This is a genomic window from Ruegeria sp. G10 (assembly GCF_056533645.1).
The window spans coordinates 143409-161285 of the sequence record NZ_JBQFOQ010000009.1; the positions used below are offsets into that span (position 1 = coordinate 143409).

The window sequence follows — 17877 nt, forward strand, 5'->3', positions numbered from 1 at the left end:
CACGTTTTTGTTATGCCCCGCCTCAGCCGAAACGCGCATGAGGCGCGTGGCCATCCGGGCCCGGCATTTTTCTGACGCGCGGGCCAGGTATACGTGTCCGCATGAACCGGACATACATGACAAAGTTTAACGAACTGAACCTGAACCCGAAGGTCCTCAAAGCCATTGAGGAAGCCGGATACGAAACCCCCACTCCGATCCAGGAAGGCGCGATACCACCTGCGCTTGAAGGTAAGGATGTTCTGGGCATCGCCCAGACCGGTACTGGCAAGACCGCCAGCTTTACCCTGCCGATGATCACGCTGCTGGCGCGCGGTCGCGCCCGTGCGCGCATGCCGCGCTCGCTGGTGCTGTGCCCGACGCGGGAACTGGCGGCGCAGGTGGCCGAAAACTTCGACACCTATTCGAAGCACCTGAAACTGACCAAGGCGCTTTTGATCGGCGGTGTCAGCTTCAAAGAGCAAGAAGCGCTGATCGACCGGGGCGTCGATGTGCTGATTGCGACGCCGGGCCGTCTGCTGGACCATTTCGAACGCGGCAAGTTGCTGCTGACCGGTGTGCAGATCATGGTCGTGGACGAAGCCGACCGGATGCTGGATATGGGCTTCATTCCCGATATCGAACGCATCTTTTCGCTGACGCCATTCACGCGCCAGACGCTGTTCTTCTCGGCCACCATGGCATCCGAGATCGAACGGATCACTGACACCTTCCTGTCCGCCCCCGCCCGGATCGAGGTTGCCCGTCAGGCCACCGCGTCTGAGACGATTGAACAGGGTGTGGTCATGTTCAAAGGCGGCCGCCGCGACCGCGAAGCCAGCGCCAAGCGCAAGGTTCTGCGCGCGCTGATCGACGCCGAAGGTGAGAAGTGCACCAACGCCATCATTTTCTGCAACCGCAAGACGGATGTAGATATCTGCGCCAAGTCGCTGAAGAAGTACGGCTATAACGCCGCCGCTATCCATGGCGATCTGGACCAGTCGCAACGCATGAAGACGCTGGACGGGTTCCGCGATGGATCGTTGCGGTTGCTGGTTGCTTCGGACGTGGCGGCGCGGGGTCTGGATATCCCCTCGGTCAGCCATGTGTTCAACTTCGACGTCCCCGGCCATGCCGAGGATTACGTGCACCGCATCGGACGCACCGGGCGCGCCGGGCGCGAAGGCAAGGCATTCACCATCTGCTCGGGCCGCGATGAAAAGGCCCTGGATGCGATCGAGAAGCTGATCCAGAAGGAAATTCCGCGCGTCGACAACCCGGTCAAGGACGAGCCAAAGGCAGAGCAGCCCAAGCCCGAGAAAAAAGCCAAACCTGCCGAAGCCAAGAAAAGCGAAAGCCGGAAAGAGCGTGAGCCCAAGGGCCGCGGGCGCAATCGTCGCGACGATGGTGGCCCAGCGGTGGTCGGTATGGGCGATCATCTGCCCAGCTTCATCGCGCTCAGCTTTGAAGAACGACGTGCGGGCACCTCAGAGCTGGCGGACGCCGACGCGACCTAAATCGCCAGTACCAGAGCCAATATCGACAAACCCAGCAGGCCAATCCCTGCGATCTCTCGCCGGGTGATCTTTTCGCGGAAAAACAGGATCGAGGCGAGCAGGCTGAAGATCAACTCGACCTGCCCCAGCGCCTTAACATAGGCCGCGTTTTGCAGCGTGAAGGCGAGGAACCAACAGAACGATCCGCCAAGGCTGGTTAAGCCCACGAAAACCCCTGTACGCCGCGTCTCCCACACCGCGCGCAATTCGGCCCGGTCGCGCCAGAGCAGCCAAAGCCCCATGCTGAGAAACTGGAACGTTACCACCGCGGCTAGTGTCACCAGTGCCCGGAACCACGCATCAATATCGCCAAGCTCCAGCGACGCGCCGCGATAGGTCACCGACGAAAACGCAAACAGAACTCCCGACCCCAGCCCAAGGCGCGAGGCCTTGTTGGTCAGGTTCCGCCACCAGGCACCATCACCACCGGGTGTCTTCGACAGCAGCAGAACCGCCATCAGACCCAGCAGAATCGCCCCCAGCGCTCCGACTGAAACCCGGTCCCCGAGGATGAGGAATCCCACGATAGCGGTTTGAATAACTTCGGTTTTCTTAAAGGTAATCCCGACTGCAAAGTTGCGCTGCTTGAACAAAGCCACGACACAGATCGTAGCCAGAATCTGCGAGGTGCCGCCGATGACCGCAAACACCCAGAAACGGGCCGTCAGCGATGGCAGTTCATACCCGGTCGCCTGCAGCGCAATGAACAGCCCCAGCAAGGCCAGCGGCAGGGAATAGGCAAAGCGCGCAAAAGTCGCGCCGGCGGCGGACAGCTTCACGCTGCTGAGCGATTTTTGCAGCATGAACCGCACTGTCTGGAACGTGGCGGCGGCGATAGTGACGGGAATCCACAGGGTCATGGCCTCCCTTCTGTCGCGAAATCAGGGCTTTGGCCAGAGCGGATGCGCCACCGGGTCCTTTGCCCGCCAGAAATAGGACCGGAAGACTTGTGCGTATGAGCGGTAGACATACGCCTCGTTGCACGCTTGATAGCGGTCTTTTCCCGCGCGATAGAGCGCGGGCAAACGATACCACGGGGCGGCAGGATTCATGTGATGAACGACATGCAGGTTGTTGTTCAAAAACAGAAAAGCCAGAGGTCCGCGATCTTCAACGATGACGGTACGGGCGCGGGATTTCTCATGCGCGCGGTGTTCCAGAAAGGTGCGGATCTTGACCAGACCCAAGCCGACATAAGCCGACAGAACAAACGCCCAGATCGGCATCTGCGACAGCGCGACGATCCACAGCACAATCACCACCCCGGGCAGATGCAGCGCCCAAGCCAGCAGAATCGCCCGATCCCCACGTAGCGCACCGCGCCATTCATCCCGCAAAAAGGCGATCTGACCGATGGCGGGTCCCAGCACCATACGCCCCAGCAGCGTGTTGTTGACCTGATACAAACGCCGCTGCCAGCCCGCCAGACCCGCCCAGACCTGCGGATCAAGATAGTTGGTTTCGGGATCATCATAGGGATCGGTCAGATTGGCATCGCAGTGATGGGCCAGATGAAGGTCGCGGAACCGGTTGAACGGGATAAACAGCGTCAAAGGCAATGCCATCAGCGCCTCGTTCAACCATTTGTACCGAAACGGATGCCCATGCAGCGCCTCATGCGTCAGCGACGAATGCAACGCCGCGACAAGGCCCATGGCAGGGACCGCCAGCCAAAGGCTGACGCTCGCTAGCCAGAACACGACACCCAACCAAGCAAAGTAACAGCCAACGATCAGGCCAAATGTGATCCATTCCGGGGATTCCGGCGTTGTGGACTCAGCCATGGCGACCCCATGCAATCCCGGCCCAGATCCGCTCGTAAATCACATACAGTGTCAGACCGATCGCCGTATTGACCAACGCCAGCGCCCCACCAAAAGCGGCCGAGCCGGTGGCGATCAATCCGACCAGCGTCATCACCGCCCGCCCCATCACATTCCACAGCACAGCCTTCACGACCGATCTTCGTCGCGTCTCCATTCCGGACCCCATTCTTGTTTTTATGATATCAGCGTTACAGATCAGGCCACTGGCCGGGAATTCTGAATATGATTAACAATATTCATCAGATGTGATATTTATCACCATATGATAGAAAAGATGGACAAACGAGACCGTGCGGCGCAATTCCGCCAGCGCCTTTCGCGCGCGATGCAAGACCGCGGTATCAGCCAAAGCGCCTTGTCGCGCGACATTGGCGTCGACCGCTCGACCATTTCGCAACTGCTGACAGGTGCAGGCGCGCGCTTGCCCAACGCGCATGTGGTCGGCAGCTGCGCCTCGGCGCTTGGCGTCTCGGTCGATTGGCTGCTGGGGCTATCGGATCGCCCCGAAAGCGCGGCCGAGTTGCTGGCCAGTTCTCTGACCCTGACCGAGGCCGCCCGCGCGCTGGTCGATGAGCGCATCTTCGAGTGGCACCAAGAGGCTGCGGGCTACAAGATCCGCTATGTGCCCGCCACCCTGCCCGACATGCTGAAAACCCGCGCTGTTCTGGAATGGGAGTATGCCCCGCATCTGGGTCGCACGGCTGATCAGGCCATTGGCGCGTCCGAGGACCGGCTGTCGTGGATGCGCAGCGCGCAATCAGACTATGAGATCGCGATGCCGCTGTACGAGCTTCACAGCTTTGCCCATGCCACCGGATACTACGAGGGTCTGCCACTGCAGGTTCGGCAGGATCAGATCGATCACCTGCTGGCGCTTTGCGAACAGCTCTATCCTCGGTTACGCATCTATCTCTTTGATGCCAAACGGCTTTATTGCGCCCCGGTGACGATCTTCGGCCCACTTCTCTGTGTCTTCTACGCGGGCAGCCACTACATGGCGTTCCGTGACCGCGACCGGATCGAGGTTTTCACCCGGCACTTTGACAGGCTGGTGCGCGAGGCCGACATGACCGCGCGCGATTTCCCCGCCCATCTGCAGCGCCTCCGGCAGGACATGACCTGAGCCGCAACCTGTAGTATGATCGATCCGCGCGAACCTCGATCAAAGATGGAGGAAGACAGGAATGGACCCACTCAAAACCGCTCAGTACGCACGCGCGCTTTACACGGCCCACGGGGATCGGGCCGAGGCTGAGGCCGCTCAGAAAATGCGCGAATGCGAGGCTGCCGGGAACACACAGGAGGCCCGGGATTGGCAAGCCGTCCGAGGCGCGATCCGACAGATTCGCGGGCCCAATCAGGGCTAAGCTACAGCTTGGGGTCGGGGTTCACGGTATGGCCATCCACCGCGATCACCTGCCCCGACACAAGCCGTGCCGCGTCCGAGGCCAGAAACACCGCCATATTGGCAATATCCTGCGCCTCGACAAAGCGTCCCATGGAGGTGCCAGCAGCATAACCTTGATAGACCTGATCGCGGGTCATGCCCTTGGCTGCGGCTTCACGCTGCAGCACGCCTTCCATCCGGGGGCCTTCAACCGCGCCGGGGCAGATGACGTTGCAACGCACGCCATGCGGCCCAAGCTCCATCGCCAGCGTTTTGCCAAGGCCGACCATACCCCATTTCGCCGCCGCATAGGGCGCACGGTTGGGATAGCCATACTGACCCGCCGTGGATGAGGTGATCAGCACAGCGCCGCTGCGTTGCCGTTTCATGATTGGTGCTGCGTATTTGCAGCACAAAAATGCGCCTTCGAGGTTCACGGACAGGCAAGCGCGCCAATCGGCAATCGCCACATCCTCAACCGCCGCCGTCGGGCCAGCGATGCCTGCATTGGCGCAGAGGACATCCAGCCCATCCCATTCGGTCTCAAGATCGGTGAACAGATCCGCAACGGCCGTTTCATCCGACACATCAAGCTGGCTGCGCTTCCAAGCTGCCGGACAATCCGCCAGCGCCCCAGCATCCAAATCTGCCACCCAGACCTGAGCACCGACAGCATCAAACGCCTCGGCCATCGCGCGCCCAACGCCCGAGGCCCCGGCAGTGATCAAAACCCGACCGCTCATACTGGCTTGCGGATCGCAGCCCCTGCGCCTTCGGGATAAGGCAACCCGGCTTGCGCCTGCGTGATGCGAGCCATCGCGGCCTCGATCTCGGGCGATGGAGCGCTGGGGCGACGGGTTTCAAGGCTGACATGCAGCAAAAAGCTCTCGCCGGTGGCCAGCAACGTGTCGCCCTCATACATACTGTGAAAGACATGCAGCTTCTTGCCCTGCCCCAGCAGCATCTGCGTCCGGCACTCGATCCGCGCACCCGCGTGGGTCTCATGTATGTATCTGATATGGTTCTCGGCTGTGAAATAGCTGCCGCCCGTGGCGATATAGTCCATGTCACATCCAATGATCTCCATGAACCGGTCCGTGGCGGCGGCGAAGGCTTCAAGGTACTTCGCCTCGTTCATGTGACCATTGTAATCGGTCCAATCCAGCGGCACCGCACGGGCCAGGGTCAGAATCGGCTGGCTCAGATCCGCCTGATCCAGTGTCGGCAAAGCGCCGGGTTTCAACGCTGCATCATGCTGGTTCAGCACCGCCCCCGCCCCATAATTCTGCGCCTTGAGCGCCCGCATCATACCGACAAGGTTGTTATCCCGAATACGCTCCAGCTCGCGGATCGAATGCATCCCCGACTGCGCATCCGACTGATCTGCAATCATATCGACCAGTTCGTCAGTAAAGTCCGGCACATCCATCAACTTGGTCCACGGCCATTTCAGCGCAGGCCCGAACTGCGCCATAAAGTGGCGCATCCCGGCCTCGCCGCCGGCGACACGATATGTCTCGAACAGACCCATCTGCGCCCAGCGGATGCCAAAGCCCATCCGAATGGCCTCATCCACCTCCTCCGTGGTGGCGATGCCGTCCTTGACCAGCCACAAGGCCTCGCGCCAGACGGCCTCAAGAAAGCGGTCGGCGATATGGGCGTCGATCTCTTTTTTGACATGCAGCGGGAAAAACCCGACCGATTTCAACACCTCCTGCGCGCGCGCCACCAGCTCGGGCGCGTTCTTGTCGGTCGGCACCAATTCAACCAATGGCAACAGATAGACCGGGTTGAAGGGATGGGTCACTACGATCTGCTCGGGCCGCAGCGCGCCCTCCTGCAACTCCGACGGCTTGAACCCGCTGGTCGAAGACCCGATAATCGCCTCCGGATCACAGGCCGCCTGCAAGCTCTTGTAAACCTTCAGCTTCAGATCCAACCGCTCCGGCACGCTTTCTTGAATCCAAGCGGCGCCCAGCACGGCCTCGCCAATGTCATCATGAAAACTCAACGCCCCTTCGGGCGGCAAAGGCACATCGCTCAGGCCCGGCAACGACCGCCGCGCATTGTTCAGAACCTCACCGATCTTGCGCTCGGCTTCGGGGTCCGGATCGAACACCCGCACATCCCACCCGTTCAGCAAAAACCGAGCAGCCCATCCGCCGCCAATAACCCCGCCACCGATGATCGCTGCTGTTTTCATCTCATCACGCCCCAAACTTCATCTGGCCAAAAATATCCCGGGGGTTTGGGGGCTGGCCCCCAATCCAACCCAACCCTCACTTCGCCAAAGGCGCGCGCTTTGTCAGCCCCAACTTCTCGCGCACCGCTTCCGGCCCGATCACCCGCGCGCCTATATTCTCAATGATGCTCCCTGCGCGCTCAACCAGTTGCCAGTTCTCGGCCAATACTCCCTTGTCCAGCCACAGGTTATCCTCCAGCCCGACCCGCACATTGCCTCCAGCCAGCACCGCCGCCGCGACATAGGCCATCTGATGCCGTCCCAAGGCAAAAGCACTGAACGTCCAGTCATCAGGCACATTGTTTACCATCGCCATGAACGTGTTCAGATCGTCCGGCGCACCCCACGGCACCCCCATGCAAAGCTGGACCAGAGCGTCCGCTTCCAGCACCCCTTCCTTCACCAATTGCTTGGCAAACCAAAGATGACCGGTATCAAACGCCTCGATCTCGGGCTTCACCCCCAGATCGGTCATCATCTGCCCCATCGCCCGCAGCGCACCTGGAGTGTTTGTCATCACATAGTCGGCTTCGGCAAAGTTCATGGTGCCGCAATCCAGCGTACAAATCTCGGGCAAACACTCAGCAATATGTGCCACCCGCTCGGACGCTCCGATCATGTCCGTTCCGGCTTCGTTGACCGGAAACGGATTTTCGACACCCCCAAATACGATGTCACCGCCCATACCCGCCGTGAGGTTCAGGACGACATCCACATCCGCCTCACGAATCCGCTCTGTCACCTCGCGATACAGGCCCAAGTCGCGCGAGGGCGCACCGCTCTCCGGATCACGCACATGGCAATGCACGACAGCAGCACCCGCCTTCGCAGCAGCAATCGCGCTTTCAGCAATCTGAGCAGGCGAGCGTGGCACATGCGGGCTACGATCTTGCGTCCCACCCGATCCGGTCACGGCACAGGTAATGAAGACTTCGCGGTTCATTTCCAAAGGCATGGCGTTTTCCCCAACTTATACCGGCTTGTGCCATGGGTTTTCCCCAGACTTCTCCCCGGTTATCGATTTGCGTTGCTTCCAACTCTGGCGCAGCCTTGGAGAAACACTTGCCAAAATGCGAATCGAACTTGATGAAATCCGCAAAAAACATCCTGCAGCCCGAACATCGCGCGCTGAAAACGGCCGTGCTGGTGCTGGACGAATGCAACACGCTCAGCTTCGCGGCCGCCGTCGATCCGATGCGCGCCGCCAACCGGCTGGCCGACCGCCCGGCCTTTGACTGGGATTACGTGACCGCCACCGCCGAACCGGCATTGCTGACCAGCGCCCTGACAGTTCCGGGCATCCCGCTGGCCCGCCTGCAAAGCTGCGACCTGATGATCGTCGTCGCGGGCTTCCAGCTCGCCCGCCACGCCACACCGAGCCTGCTCGCGGGTCTGCGCCGCATCGCTGCAACCGGAGCCACCATGGCCGGCATCGACGGAGGCCCCTGGCTGCTGGCCGAGGCCGGCCTGCTGGACGGCCATGCCGCAACCACCCACTGGGAAGACCTCGAAAACTTCGCCGCGCGCTTTCCTGCCGTCGACGTCCGCCCCGACCGCTTCACCGTCTCCGAAAACCGCCTCACCTCTGGCGGAGCCGTCCCGGCTGTGGACATGATGCTCCACATCATCGCCGCACGCCACGGGGCAAGCTTCGCTGCCCGCGTATCGGGCTTGTTTCTCTACGAGGGCCAGTCAGAACCCTCAAAACCTCAAAGCCGCACTGGCGCCCCACATCGTCATACCGCACTGACGGCCAAGGCGAACGCGCTGATGGAGGCATCGCTCGACGACCCGCTTCCGCTCGCCGACATCGCCAACACCCTCGGCACCAGCCCGCGCACCCTGCAGCAACAATTCCGCCTGCGCCTGAACACCACGCCACAGGACCACTACCTGCAACTCAGACTGGCCGAGGCCCGCCGTCTGGTCACCGACACCAATCTCTCGCTGATGGACGTGGCGCTGGCCACCGGCTTCACCTCGCAATCCAGCTTCGCCCGTGCCTTCCGAACCGCCCACGGCCTCTCGGCCCGCGACCTCAGACAAGACCGCACGCAACCCACCCATCACTAACGGGATCCCCCTTCATCTGGCTAAAAATATCCCGGGGGAGTCGCCCGAAGGGCAGCGGGGGCAGAGCCCCCTCAGTAAGGCATCGGAAACGCCCGATGCGCCGCGCTGATCTCATCCATCACCTCAGACGGCAAAACCAGATCCTTGCCCGCCAGCACATGCTCCAACTGCGCCAGCGTCGTTGCACCAAAAATCACCGACCCCATGAACGCCCGGCTCTGACACCACGCCAGCGCCATGTGCACCGGATCCAGCCCATGCCGCGCCGCAATTTCAAGATACGCCGCGACCGCATCGAACACCCGATCCGACTTGCGCCCACCCATTTCCGGAACCAGAGACATCCGCGACCCGTCCGGCACCGCTGCGTCCTGATACTTTCCGGTTAGAAAACCCGCTGCCAGCGGCGAAAACGCCAGCAGTCCAACATCTTCAAACATGCACAGCTCGGCCAGATCGGTGTCGAACAACCGGCACAGCAGCGAGTATTCGTTCTGGATCGACGCAACCCGAGGGCCTCCGACCGCGTCCGAGGCCCGCAGCCATTGCGCCGTGCCCCATGCACTTTCATTAGACAGACCAAAAGCGCGGATATTGCCCTTGTCCACCTGCGCCTGCAGCGCCACGAGGCAGTCTTCCATCTCGGCTATGACCGCGTCACGATTCTCACCCGAGGGCGCAAAATCCCAGTTCTGCCGGAACATATAGCTGCCGCGATTGGGCCAGTGAAACTGGTACAAATCGATGCAATCGGTCTGCAACCGGCGCAGCGAACCTTCGATCGCTTCGGGGATAGTCTCTTTTGAGATCGGAGCGCCCCGGCGCGCATGCATGAACCCCGCACCCGAGTGTTTGGTGGCCAGCACATAGTCCCCCCGTCGCGCCCGGTTGGCGGCATTCCAATTACCCAGAATCTCTTCGGTCCGGCCAACGGTTTCGGCCGAGATCGGATTGACGGGATACATTTCTGCGGCGTCCACAAAATTGATCCCAGCCGAGAGCGCCATGTCCATCTGGCGATGCGCATCGCCTTCCGAGGTCTGCGTGCCAAAGGTCATCGTGCCCAGACACAGATCGGACACCATAATTTCCGTGCGGCCCAAAGGCTTCATCTTCATCTGAAATCTCCTGAATAAATACGGCCGATCAAGCCTCGGCCTTCTTTTCCCAACGCCCTGATTCTTCTGACCAATATTGCGCCGAACACCCCGCGCCGGTCAGCGCCTTCCACTGCCCACGCGCCTGCTGAACGGCGTCCGGATCATTCCCGTCGAACAGGATACACACCCGCTCCAGCGCCGTGACCTCTTCGGCCTCGACCGTTGCGCCATCCACGGCCATCACGCAAACCGCATCATTGGCGGCCTCCGGCCCGGTGGTCAGCAAAATGGGCTGCGCGGCATCGTGCGGCCCACCGGCGCGGCCATGTGGCAGGAACCCCTCTTCCGGTCCCAGCCACAGCTTTTCATCCAGCCAGTCCATCCGCGCGGGATCAACACCCCGCACGGCAATCCGCCACCCGGCCTGCCGCGCCTTGTCCAGCAGCACCGGCAAGGTGTGCTCTAGCGGCTGACGGGTCAGGTGATAGAAATAGACGGCTCCCACGGGTTAGTCTTCCGCCGTCTCGAAATTGTCCTGTACGAACCGGCTCAGCGCGCGCACGCCCCAGCCTGTGGCCCCCTTGGGGGCATAAGACGTCTCGGACGAGACCGAGGCGACACCCGCGATATCGAGGTGAATCCAAGGCGTCTCTTCCTTGACAAAGCGCTGCAGGAACTGGGCTGCGGTGATCGAACCCGCCGCGCGACCGCCGACATTCTTCATATCGGCAATGCGCGATTTCAGCAGCTCGTCATACTTCGCACCCAAAGGCATCCGCCACGCGCCCTCATCCTCGGCCTTGGCCGATTTCAGGAACGCATCGCAGAACGTGTCATTGTTCGAGAATACCCCAGCATTCTCATGCCCCAGCCCGATGATGATCGCGCCGGTCAGAGTGGCCAGATCAATCATGCCCACCGGTTTGAACCGATCCTGCGCGTACCACATCACGTCACACAGAACCAAACGGCCCTCGGCATCGGTGTTGATGATCTCGACCGTATCGCCCTTCATCGACTTCACCACATCGCCCGGACGCGTGGCATTGCCCGAGGGCATGTTCTCGACCAGCCCCACCAGACCCACGACGTTGGCCTTGGCCTTGCGCTTGGCCAGTGCCCGCATCGTGCCCGCGACAACGCCTGCGCCGCCCATATCCATGGTCATGTCTTCCATGCCGCCCGCAGGCTTCAACGAAATCCCGCCGGTATCGAAGACAACGCCCTTACCAACCAGCGCAAGCGGAGAGTCATCGGCGTCGCCGCCATTCCACTGCATCACCACAACTTTGGACGGGCTGACCGACCCTTGCCCGACACTCAGCAGTGTGCGCATTCCAAGCTCGGCCAGTTTGTCCTCTTCCAGCACCTCGACCTTCAGGCCCAGCGATTCCATCTCGGCCAGACGATCTGCGAATTCGGTGGTGGTCAGCACATTCGCAGGCTCATTGGTCAGATCGCGTGTCATGCGCACGCCATCTGCCACGGCATAAAGCGGTGCAAAGGCGGCCTCGGCCTCGTCGGGTTTGCCATGGGCGATCACGATCTCTCCGGCGGGGCTCGGTTCCTTGGTCTTGTGTGCGTCAAAATCATAGGCGCGTAGCACCATACCCATCACCAAATCCTCGATGCGCACCTGATTGGCGGCCACCACCAGAACGGATTTGTTGCCTGCCAGTTTCATCAACTTGGCCCCGGCTTTGCGCGCCTCGTCATGGTCGGGGCGGCGCGGCAGGACAAGCACGTCCAGCGTGTCGGCCTCCATCCCTGCGGGCCACGCCAACGAGATCACATCGCCGGATTTGGCCTTGCCAAACCGCTCACTGTCCACCAGCCGCGCTACGGCACCTTTGGTCAGGCGGTTGGCCCGGCGTGCGGCGGGGCTCATCTTGCCATCGTCTGGGATGATGATCGCCACGCGCCCCTTGGCCGTGGCCATCGCATCCAGATCAACGGGGGTAAAACGGACCGGCACCAGACTGCTCATATCATTCTCCTGAAATATACGTTGCCCCAGACCTAGCCCGCGCGGTCGCAGTTGACCAGATAGCAGTTTTCCCCGGCCTGCATTTGCATTATGGTCGCGCGAAAAGAACGGCAGGCTCGGGGGAGAGAACGTGACACCAATCGGCAGGCACAGGCCGTCGCGCACAATCACATGCTCGACTGCGATTCCCCTGCACCGTGATCGGGCAGAGATGCCTGCATGATTCTCGACCGTTACTTTGCCCGCCGCTTTATCCAGAGCTTTCTGGTCATCGGCGGAATCTTTTTGACCCTGATGATCCTCATCGACCTGATCGAGCAGGTCCGCCGTTTCGACGGGGTTGGCCTTTCGTTCGCTCAACTGTTGCGGCTGACCTTGCTGAATACGCCGACCGCCATCAGCGAAATGCTGCCCCTGCTGATGATCCTCGCAACGATTGCCCTGTTCGTCGGCCTGGCGCGCAGTTCGGAACTGGTCGTGACCCGCGCCATCGGGCGCTCGGGCATCCGGGCGCTGCTGGCACCCGTCCTGCTGGCGCTGGGCATCGGGACGCTGGCCGTTGCGTTGCTGAACCCGATCGCCGCCGCCACGTCCGAGGCCTACCAACGCCTGTCAGACGACTTTCGCAACGATGGCAGCTCTGCCCTTTCGATCAGCCGTGACGGGCTGTGGCTGCGTCAGGGTTCGGCCAACGGCCAGTCGGTGATCCATGCGCTTGGCACCGTGAATGGCGACAGGCTGGCGCTGCGCGACGTGACAATCACGACGTTTTCGGGGGACGGCAAGCCAACCGAGCAGATTGCCGCCCGTCAGGCAGAGCTGAACAACGGGCACTGGGTGCTGCATGACGCAAAAATCTGGACGCTCGAAGACGATCTGAACCCCGAAACCAACGCTGTCAGTCATGATCTTCTGAACCTGCCCACCACGCTGACCCGCGACCGCATTCTGGACACGCTGGGACAACAGGATTCCGTATCGGTCTATGACCTGCCACAGTTGATTCGAGACCTGCGCGAGGCCGGATTTTCCACCAAGCAATACGAGGTCTGGCTGCAGGTGCAGTTGGCCCGCCCTCTGTTTCTGGTCTCGATGGTGCTGATCGGCGCGGCATTCACGATGCGCCATGTGCGCTTCGGCGGCACGGGTGTTGCAGTGCTGACAGCCGTGCTTTTGGGCTTTGGAATCTATTTCATCCGCAACTTCGCGCAGATTCTCGGCGAGAACGGGCAATTGCCAATCCTTGTCGCCGCCTGGGCACCTCCGTTCGCGGGCATATTGTTATCTCTCGGGCTGCTACTGCATGCGGAGGACGGATGATGCGCGTTGTTCTTCCTGCTTTGCTGTCGAGTGTCCTGATCCTGACGCTACCTGTTGCCACCAGTGCGCAATCCAGCGACACGCCCCCGGCGAGCAGCACTGTCGAACAAAACCAACCTGCGCTGCTGGTGGCTGACAAGATCTTTATTACCCCTGACCGGAAACTCATCGCCGAAGGCAATGTCGAGGCGTTTCAGGGCGATGTGAAGCTGACTGCGCAGAGCGTGATATATGACCGCGAAACCGGTGAGCTGACGCTGACCGGACCAATCCGTATCGATCAGGGCGGGCAGTCCACCCTGCTGGCCGATTCCGCACAACTGGATAGCGGTATCCAGAATGGCTTGCTGACCGGTGCGCGGATGGTGTTTGACCAGCAGGTGCAAATCGCCTCGGTCGAGGCCGCCCGCGCCGGAGGACGTTACACCCAGTTCAGCAAGGTGGCCGCAACCTCGTGTCACGTCTGTGCCAACGGCAAGCCACCGCTTTGGCAAATTCGCGCCCGCAAGGTGACCCATGATCAGCTTGAGCGCCAACTGTACTTCGAGGGCGCACAGTTTCGGTTGCTGGATGTCCCAGTATTCTACTTCCCCTATCTTCGACTGCCCGATCCAACGCTCGACCGCGCCACAGGCTTTCTGGTTCCATCCATTCGCACCACATCGCAGTTGGGCACCGGGCTGCAGGTCCCTTATTTCTTCAAGCTTGGTGATCATCGGGACCTTACCGTCACGCCGTACATATCGCCCAAAACCCGCACGCTTGACCTGCGCTATCGGCAAGCGTTCAAGAACGGCCGGATCCGACTGCGTGGCGCGTATACCCGCGACGACATTCAACCCGATCAGGATCGCGGTTACTTCTTCGCGGATGGCGGGTTCAATCTGCGCAACGACTACCGCCTGACATTCGACATCAAGACCACCTCGGATGATGCCTATCTAGCCGATTACGGCCTGCCCGATTTCGACCGTCTGCGCAGCGAAATCGCGTTAGAGCGGATCAAGCGGGATACCGCCTTCAGAACCAGCTTCATCCACTATGAAACGCTGCGCGACAGTGAAGAACAGGACGAAATTCCGTCACGCGTTTTTGACATCAACTACAACAAGCGTTTTTTCCCACGGGCCATCGGCGGCGAGATCGCACTGGGCATAATCGGTCACACGCATACCCGGACCAGCGATGCGGATATCATCGGACGCGACGTGGCCCGCGCAACGCTCGATGCCGAATGGTTACGCAGTTGGACCTTTACGACGGGCGTGCGCGCAGAGGCCCGGCTGGGCGCGGCTGTGGATGCGTTCAACATCCGCAATGACAGCAGCTTCCCCAACGACGTAACCCGCGCCACCCCGCGCGCGGCATTCACCCTGCGCTATCCCATGCTGCGCCAGGAACAAACCGGAGCAACCCAGTTTCTGGAACCGATTGCGCAGGTGGGCTGGACCCATGTCTCGGACACCGATGTGCCCAATGACGAAAGCACCTTTCAGGAATTCGACCAAGGTAACTTGCTGTCCCTGTCGCGTTTTCCGGCGGAAGATCGGCGCGAAGACGGGGTAGCGGCCGTTGTCGGCGTAAACTGGGCGCGGTTCGCGACAGGTGGATGGAAGGCCCTGGCAACCGTCGGGCAGGTCTTTCGCGCCGACGCCGACGAAGATTTCACTTTGACCTCGGGGCTGCAGGGTACAAAGTCTGACCTTCTGCTGGCCGGTCAACTCGACAATGGAAAGGGCCTGACGCTTGCGGCGCGCGGGCTTTTTAACAGCGATTTCAGCTTCACCAAGGCCGAGCTGCGCGCCGCGTGGGCGCAGGATGATACATTGCTGAGCGCAGGATATGTCTGGCTTGAACCCGATCCGGCCGAACTCAACAATGATGAAATCTCTGAACTGAGGGTTGCGGGGCGCTATCGGATCGACCAAAACTGGCTGACACGCGCAAGCGCGCGATACGATTTCGCAGAATCCGAACCGCTCCGGCTGGGTTTCGGGCTGACCTACAGTAACGAATGTGTGCAGGTTAATATGACCGTCAACAGACGCTTTACCTCGACATCAAGTATTGAGCCTTCGACCGAATTCGGCTTTACGGTAGCCCTGACAGGCTACTCTGTCGAAGGCGATGGGAAGAAGTTCAGGAAAAGATGCAGCTGATCTCAGGTTTCACCACAATCCTCCGTTCGGGCTGGCGCGCCGCGCTCTTCGCTGTTGCCGTGTTCGGTCTGACTGCGCCACAGGCCTTCAGTCAAAGCCTGTTCTCGCCCGCGATCCGGGTGAACCAGGACATCGTGACATGGTACGAGCTACAGCAGCGCCAGCAGTTTCTTGAGCTTCTGGGTGCACCAAACAGCTCTGAAGCCGAAGTACGCGAGGCGCTAATCGAAGATCGCCTGCGTAAACAGGCGATGCGGGATGCAGGAATTCAAGTCGCACCAGAAGACATCCAGGCCGGCATTGACGACTTCGCCGCCCGCGGCAACCTCAGCAGCGATGATTTCCTGCGACTGCTCGGCGAGGCCGGCGTGTCGCGCGAAACCGTGCGTGATTTTATCGCCGATCAACTGTCATGGCGCGACTTCGTCAGCGCGCGTTTTCTGTCACAGGCCCGCCCGTCCGACGACGAGATTGATCGTGCCCTTGGTCAGGGCGGCGGCGGCGGTCTGCAGGTGCTGCTATCCGAGATCATCATCCCGGTAACCCCCCAAACGGTGGCGCAGGCCGAAGCTCTGGCGGATGAAATCGCCAATCTCTCGGATCAGGAAAGCTTTTCTGCCGCTGCCACGCAATATTCTGCAGCGGTCACGCGCGAAAACGGTGGACAACTCGATTGGTTGACCCTCAACGATTTACCACCAGCGTTGCAACCGGTGATCCTGAGCCTCAGAAATGGCGACGTCACCCAGCCGCTGTCACTCAACAACGCAATTGCGTTGTTCCAGATGCGCGGTATCCGCGAAGTCGCCACAGGTGCACCAAGCTATTCCGAGATCGACTATGCCACCTATTTTCTGGCAGGCGGCCGCAGCGCCGATACACTGGCCAACGCGGCGCGTTTACGGGAAGAAATCGACACCTGCGACGACCTTTATGGGCTTGCCAAGGATCAGCCCGCCGAGGTGCTGGACCGCGTCACCGCCAGCCCTTCCGAGATCCCGCGTGATATCGCGCTGGAGCTGGCAAAACTCGACGCGAACGAAGTGTCGACCACGCTGACCCGCAACAACGGTCAGACGCTGGTGTTCCTGATGCTGTGCAGCCGCACCCGCGATCTGGGTGAGCAGACCACCCGCACCGACGTGGCCAACGCCTTGACCCAGCAACGCCTTCAGGCCTTCGCCGACAGCCTTCTTGAACAACTCCGGGCAGACGCCGTCATTATCGAACAATGACGCCCCCCATCGCGCTCAGCTGCGGGGAACCCGCCGGTATCGGCCCCGAGATTGCCGCCAAAGCCTGGGATTCGCTGCGCGGCGATTGTCCTTTCATCTATATTGGTGATGCACGGCACCTGCCCGCAGGTACGCCGGTCCGGCAGATCAGCGACACTGCTCAGGCGCATGGCATCAGCGCTTCGGCTCTGCCGGTATTGCAACTGGACTTTCCCGCGCCAAACCGGCCCGGCCATCCCGATCCTGCGAACGCGTCCTCTGTAATCGCAGCGATTGATCGTGGCCTGGATTTGATCCGGACTGGCCATGCCTCAGCGCTTTGCACCGCTCCGATCAACAAAAAGGCTTTGATCGACGGGGCAGGTTTTGCCTATCCCGGTCATACCGAGTTTCTTGCGGCACGCGCCGGCAGCAAACGCGCTGTCATGATGCTGGCCAGCGCGCAGCTGCGCGTCGTTCCCGCCACGATCCATATGCCCCTGTCGGATGTCCCCGCTGCGCTGACGCCCGACCTGCTGCGCGAGACAATACAAATCACAGGCAACAGCCTGCGCACCCAATTTGGCATCACCCTCCCAAAAATCGCCGTCGCTGGCCTGAACCCGCACGCTGGTGAAGGCGGCAAAATGGGCATGGAAGAGATCGACTGGATCGCCCCCCTTCTGAACGATCTCAGTACCGATTGGGTGACGATCACCGGTCCACACCCAGCCGATACCCTGTTTCACGCCGCAGCGCGCGCGCGCTATGATGCCGCCGTTTGTATGTATCATGATCAGGCGCTGATCCCGATCAAGACGCTGGATTTCGACAAAGGCGTGAACGTGACGCTGGGCTTGCCCTTCATCCGAACCTCGCCGGATCACGGCACCGCGCTGGACATCGCAGGCAAGGGCATCTCCACTCCCACAAGCCTGATCGAGGCGCTACGGCTCGCACAGACGATGGCCCGATCTCGCTAATGCTTCATCTGGCCAAAAATATCCCCGCCGGAGGCAAAAAAATCTGGCCCT

At 60.9% G+C, this 17877-nt stretch carries 17 protein-coding genes; 8 read left to right on the forward strand and 9 right to left on the reverse strand.

Annotated elements, in window-relative coordinates:
• Window positions 1-116 precede the first annotated feature (116 nt).
• Window positions 117-1496 (forward strand): DEAD/DEAH box helicase, encoded by a 1380-nt coding sequence (locus ACR0KM_RS15815; protein ID WP_480857442.1) that lies wholly within the window; start codon window positions 117-119, stop codon window positions 1494-1496.
• On the opposite strand, the gene ACR0KM_RS15820 is transcribed toward ACR0KM_RS15815, so the two are convergent.
• Genes ACR0KM_RS15820 through ACR0KM_RS15830 form a run of 3 tightly spaced genes read right to left on the reverse strand, consistent with a single transcriptional unit; the run spans window position 1493 to window position 3515 of the window.
• On the reverse strand, window positions 1493-2395 hold the full coding sequence (locus tag ACR0KM_RS15820) for an EamA family transporter (protein ID WP_480819799.1): 903 nt from the start codon (window positions 2393-2395) through the stop codon (window positions 1493-1495). The genes ACR0KM_RS15815 and ACR0KM_RS15820 overlap by 4 nt on opposite strands.
• Window positions 2396-2416: 21 nt before the next feature.
• Entirely contained in the window at window positions 2417-3319 is a 903-nt protein-coding gene (locus tag ACR0KM_RS15825; RefSeq protein ID WP_480857440.1) for a fatty acid desaturase, read from the reverse strand.
• Window positions 3312-3515 (reverse strand): DUF2061 domain-containing protein, encoded by a 204-nt coding sequence (locus ACR0KM_RS15830; protein ID WP_480857438.1) that lies wholly within the window; start codon window positions 3513-3515, stop codon window positions 3312-3314. The genes ACR0KM_RS15825 and ACR0KM_RS15830 overlap by 8 nt, the downstream gene beginning before the upstream one ends.
• A gap of 108 nt (window positions 3516-3623) precedes the next feature.
• On the opposite strand from ACR0KM_RS15830, the gene ACR0KM_RS15835 reads away from it, so the two are divergent.
• Complete coding sequence (locus ACR0KM_RS15835) at window positions 3624-4484, forward strand: helix-turn-helix domain-containing protein (protein WP_480857437.1); 861 nt, start codon at window positions 3624-3626, stop codon at window positions 4482-4484.
• A gap of 61 nt (window positions 4485-4545) precedes the next feature.
• Window positions 4546-4728 carry a hypothetical protein gene (locus tag ACR0KM_RS15840; RefSeq protein WP_480819791.1) on the forward strand — a complete coding sequence of 61 codons (183 nt, stop codon included), beginning with the start codon at window positions 4546-4548 and terminating at the stop codon, window positions 4726-4728.
• A 1-nt stretch (window position 4729) separates the two neighbouring features.
• Here ACR0KM_RS15840 and ACR0KM_RS15845 read toward each other — a convergent pair whose 3' ends face one another.
• The 3 genes from ACR0KM_RS15845 to bcoG form a co-directional block, all read right to left on the reverse strand.
• Entirely contained in the window at window positions 4730-5491 is a 762-nt protein-coding gene (locus tag ACR0KM_RS15845) for an SDR family oxidoreductase (protein WP_480857435.1), read from the reverse strand.
• Window positions 5488-6951, reverse strand: coding sequence for a carnitine 3-dehydrogenase (locus ACR0KM_RS15850; RefSeq protein ID WP_480857433.1), 1464 nt, complete (start codon window positions 6949-6951; stop codon window positions 5488-5490). Before ACR0KM_RS15850 ends, ACR0KM_RS15845 begins: the two co-directional genes overlap by 4 nt.
• Before the next feature lie 76 nt (window positions 6952-7027).
• Window positions 7028-7945 carry a 3-dehydrocarnitine:acetyl-CoA trimethylamine transferase BcoG gene (gene bcoG, locus ACR0KM_RS15855; RefSeq protein WP_480819786.1) on the reverse strand — a complete coding sequence of 306 codons (918 nt, stop codon included), beginning with the start codon at window positions 7943-7945 and terminating at the stop codon, window positions 7028-7030.
• A gap of 131 nt (window positions 7946-8076) precedes the next feature.
• On the opposite strand from bcoG, the gene ACR0KM_RS15860 reads away from it, so the two are divergent.
• Window positions 8077-9063 (forward strand): GlxA family transcriptional regulator, encoded by a 987-nt coding sequence (locus tag ACR0KM_RS15860; protein ID WP_480857432.1) that lies wholly within the window; start codon window positions 8077-8079, stop codon window positions 9061-9063.
• 71 nt (window positions 9064-9134) lie between these two features.
• Here ACR0KM_RS15860 and ACR0KM_RS15865 read toward each other — a convergent pair whose 3' ends face one another.
• From ACR0KM_RS15865 to ACR0KM_RS15875, 3 genes are read right to left on the reverse strand one after another with little or no spacing between them, the layout of a single operon-like run.
• The gene (locus tag ACR0KM_RS15865) at window positions 9135-10181 is read right to left on the reverse strand and encodes an aldo/keto reductase (protein WP_480819782.1); all 1047 of its coding nucleotides are present in this window, start codon (window positions 10179-10181) and stop codon (window positions 9135-9137) included.
• A gap of 28 nt (window positions 10182-10209) precedes the next feature.
• A complete protein-coding gene (locus ACR0KM_RS15870; RefSeq protein WP_480857430.1) occupies window positions 10210-10668 on the reverse strand; it encodes a DNA polymerase III subunit chi in 459 nt (152 codons plus the stop codon).
• Window positions 10669-10671: 3 nt separating this feature from the next.
• On the reverse strand, window positions 10672-12150 hold the full coding sequence (locus tag ACR0KM_RS15875) for a leucyl aminopeptidase (RefSeq protein ID WP_480857429.1): 1479 nt from the start codon (window positions 12148-12150) through the stop codon (window positions 10672-10674).
• Between the two features lie 219 nt (window positions 12151-12369).
• Here ACR0KM_RS15875 and lptG point away from each other — a divergent pair, with 219 nt between their 5' ends.
• Genes lptG through pdxA form a run of 4 tightly spaced genes read left to right on the forward strand, consistent with a single transcriptional unit; the run spans window position 12370 to window position 17826 of the window.
• A complete protein-coding gene (gene lptG / locus ACR0KM_RS15880) occupies window positions 12370-13470 on the forward strand; it encodes an LPS export ABC transporter permease LptG (RefSeq protein ID WP_480857427.1) in 1101 nt (366 codons plus the stop codon).
• Window positions 13470-15629, forward strand: coding sequence for an LPS-assembly protein LptD (locus ACR0KM_RS15885; RefSeq protein WP_480857424.1), 2160 nt, complete (start codon window positions 13470-13472; stop codon window positions 15627-15629). Before lptG ends, ACR0KM_RS15885 begins: the two co-directional genes overlap by 1 nt.
• Window positions 15620-16864, forward strand: a complete 1245-nt coding sequence (locus ACR0KM_RS15890) for a peptidylprolyl isomerase (RefSeq protein ID WP_480819771.1) — start codon at window positions 15620-15622, stop codon at window positions 16862-16864. The genes ACR0KM_RS15885 and ACR0KM_RS15890 overlap by 10 nt, the downstream gene beginning before the upstream one ends.
• The gene (pdxA, locus tag ACR0KM_RS15895; RefSeq protein ID WP_480857422.1) at window positions 16861-17826 is read left to right on the forward strand and encodes a 4-hydroxythreonine-4-phosphate dehydrogenase PdxA; all 966 of its coding nucleotides are present in this window, start codon (window positions 16861-16863) and stop codon (window positions 17824-17826) included. Before ACR0KM_RS15890 ends, pdxA begins: the two co-directional genes overlap by 4 nt.
• Window positions 17827-17877: the final 51 nt, after the last annotated feature.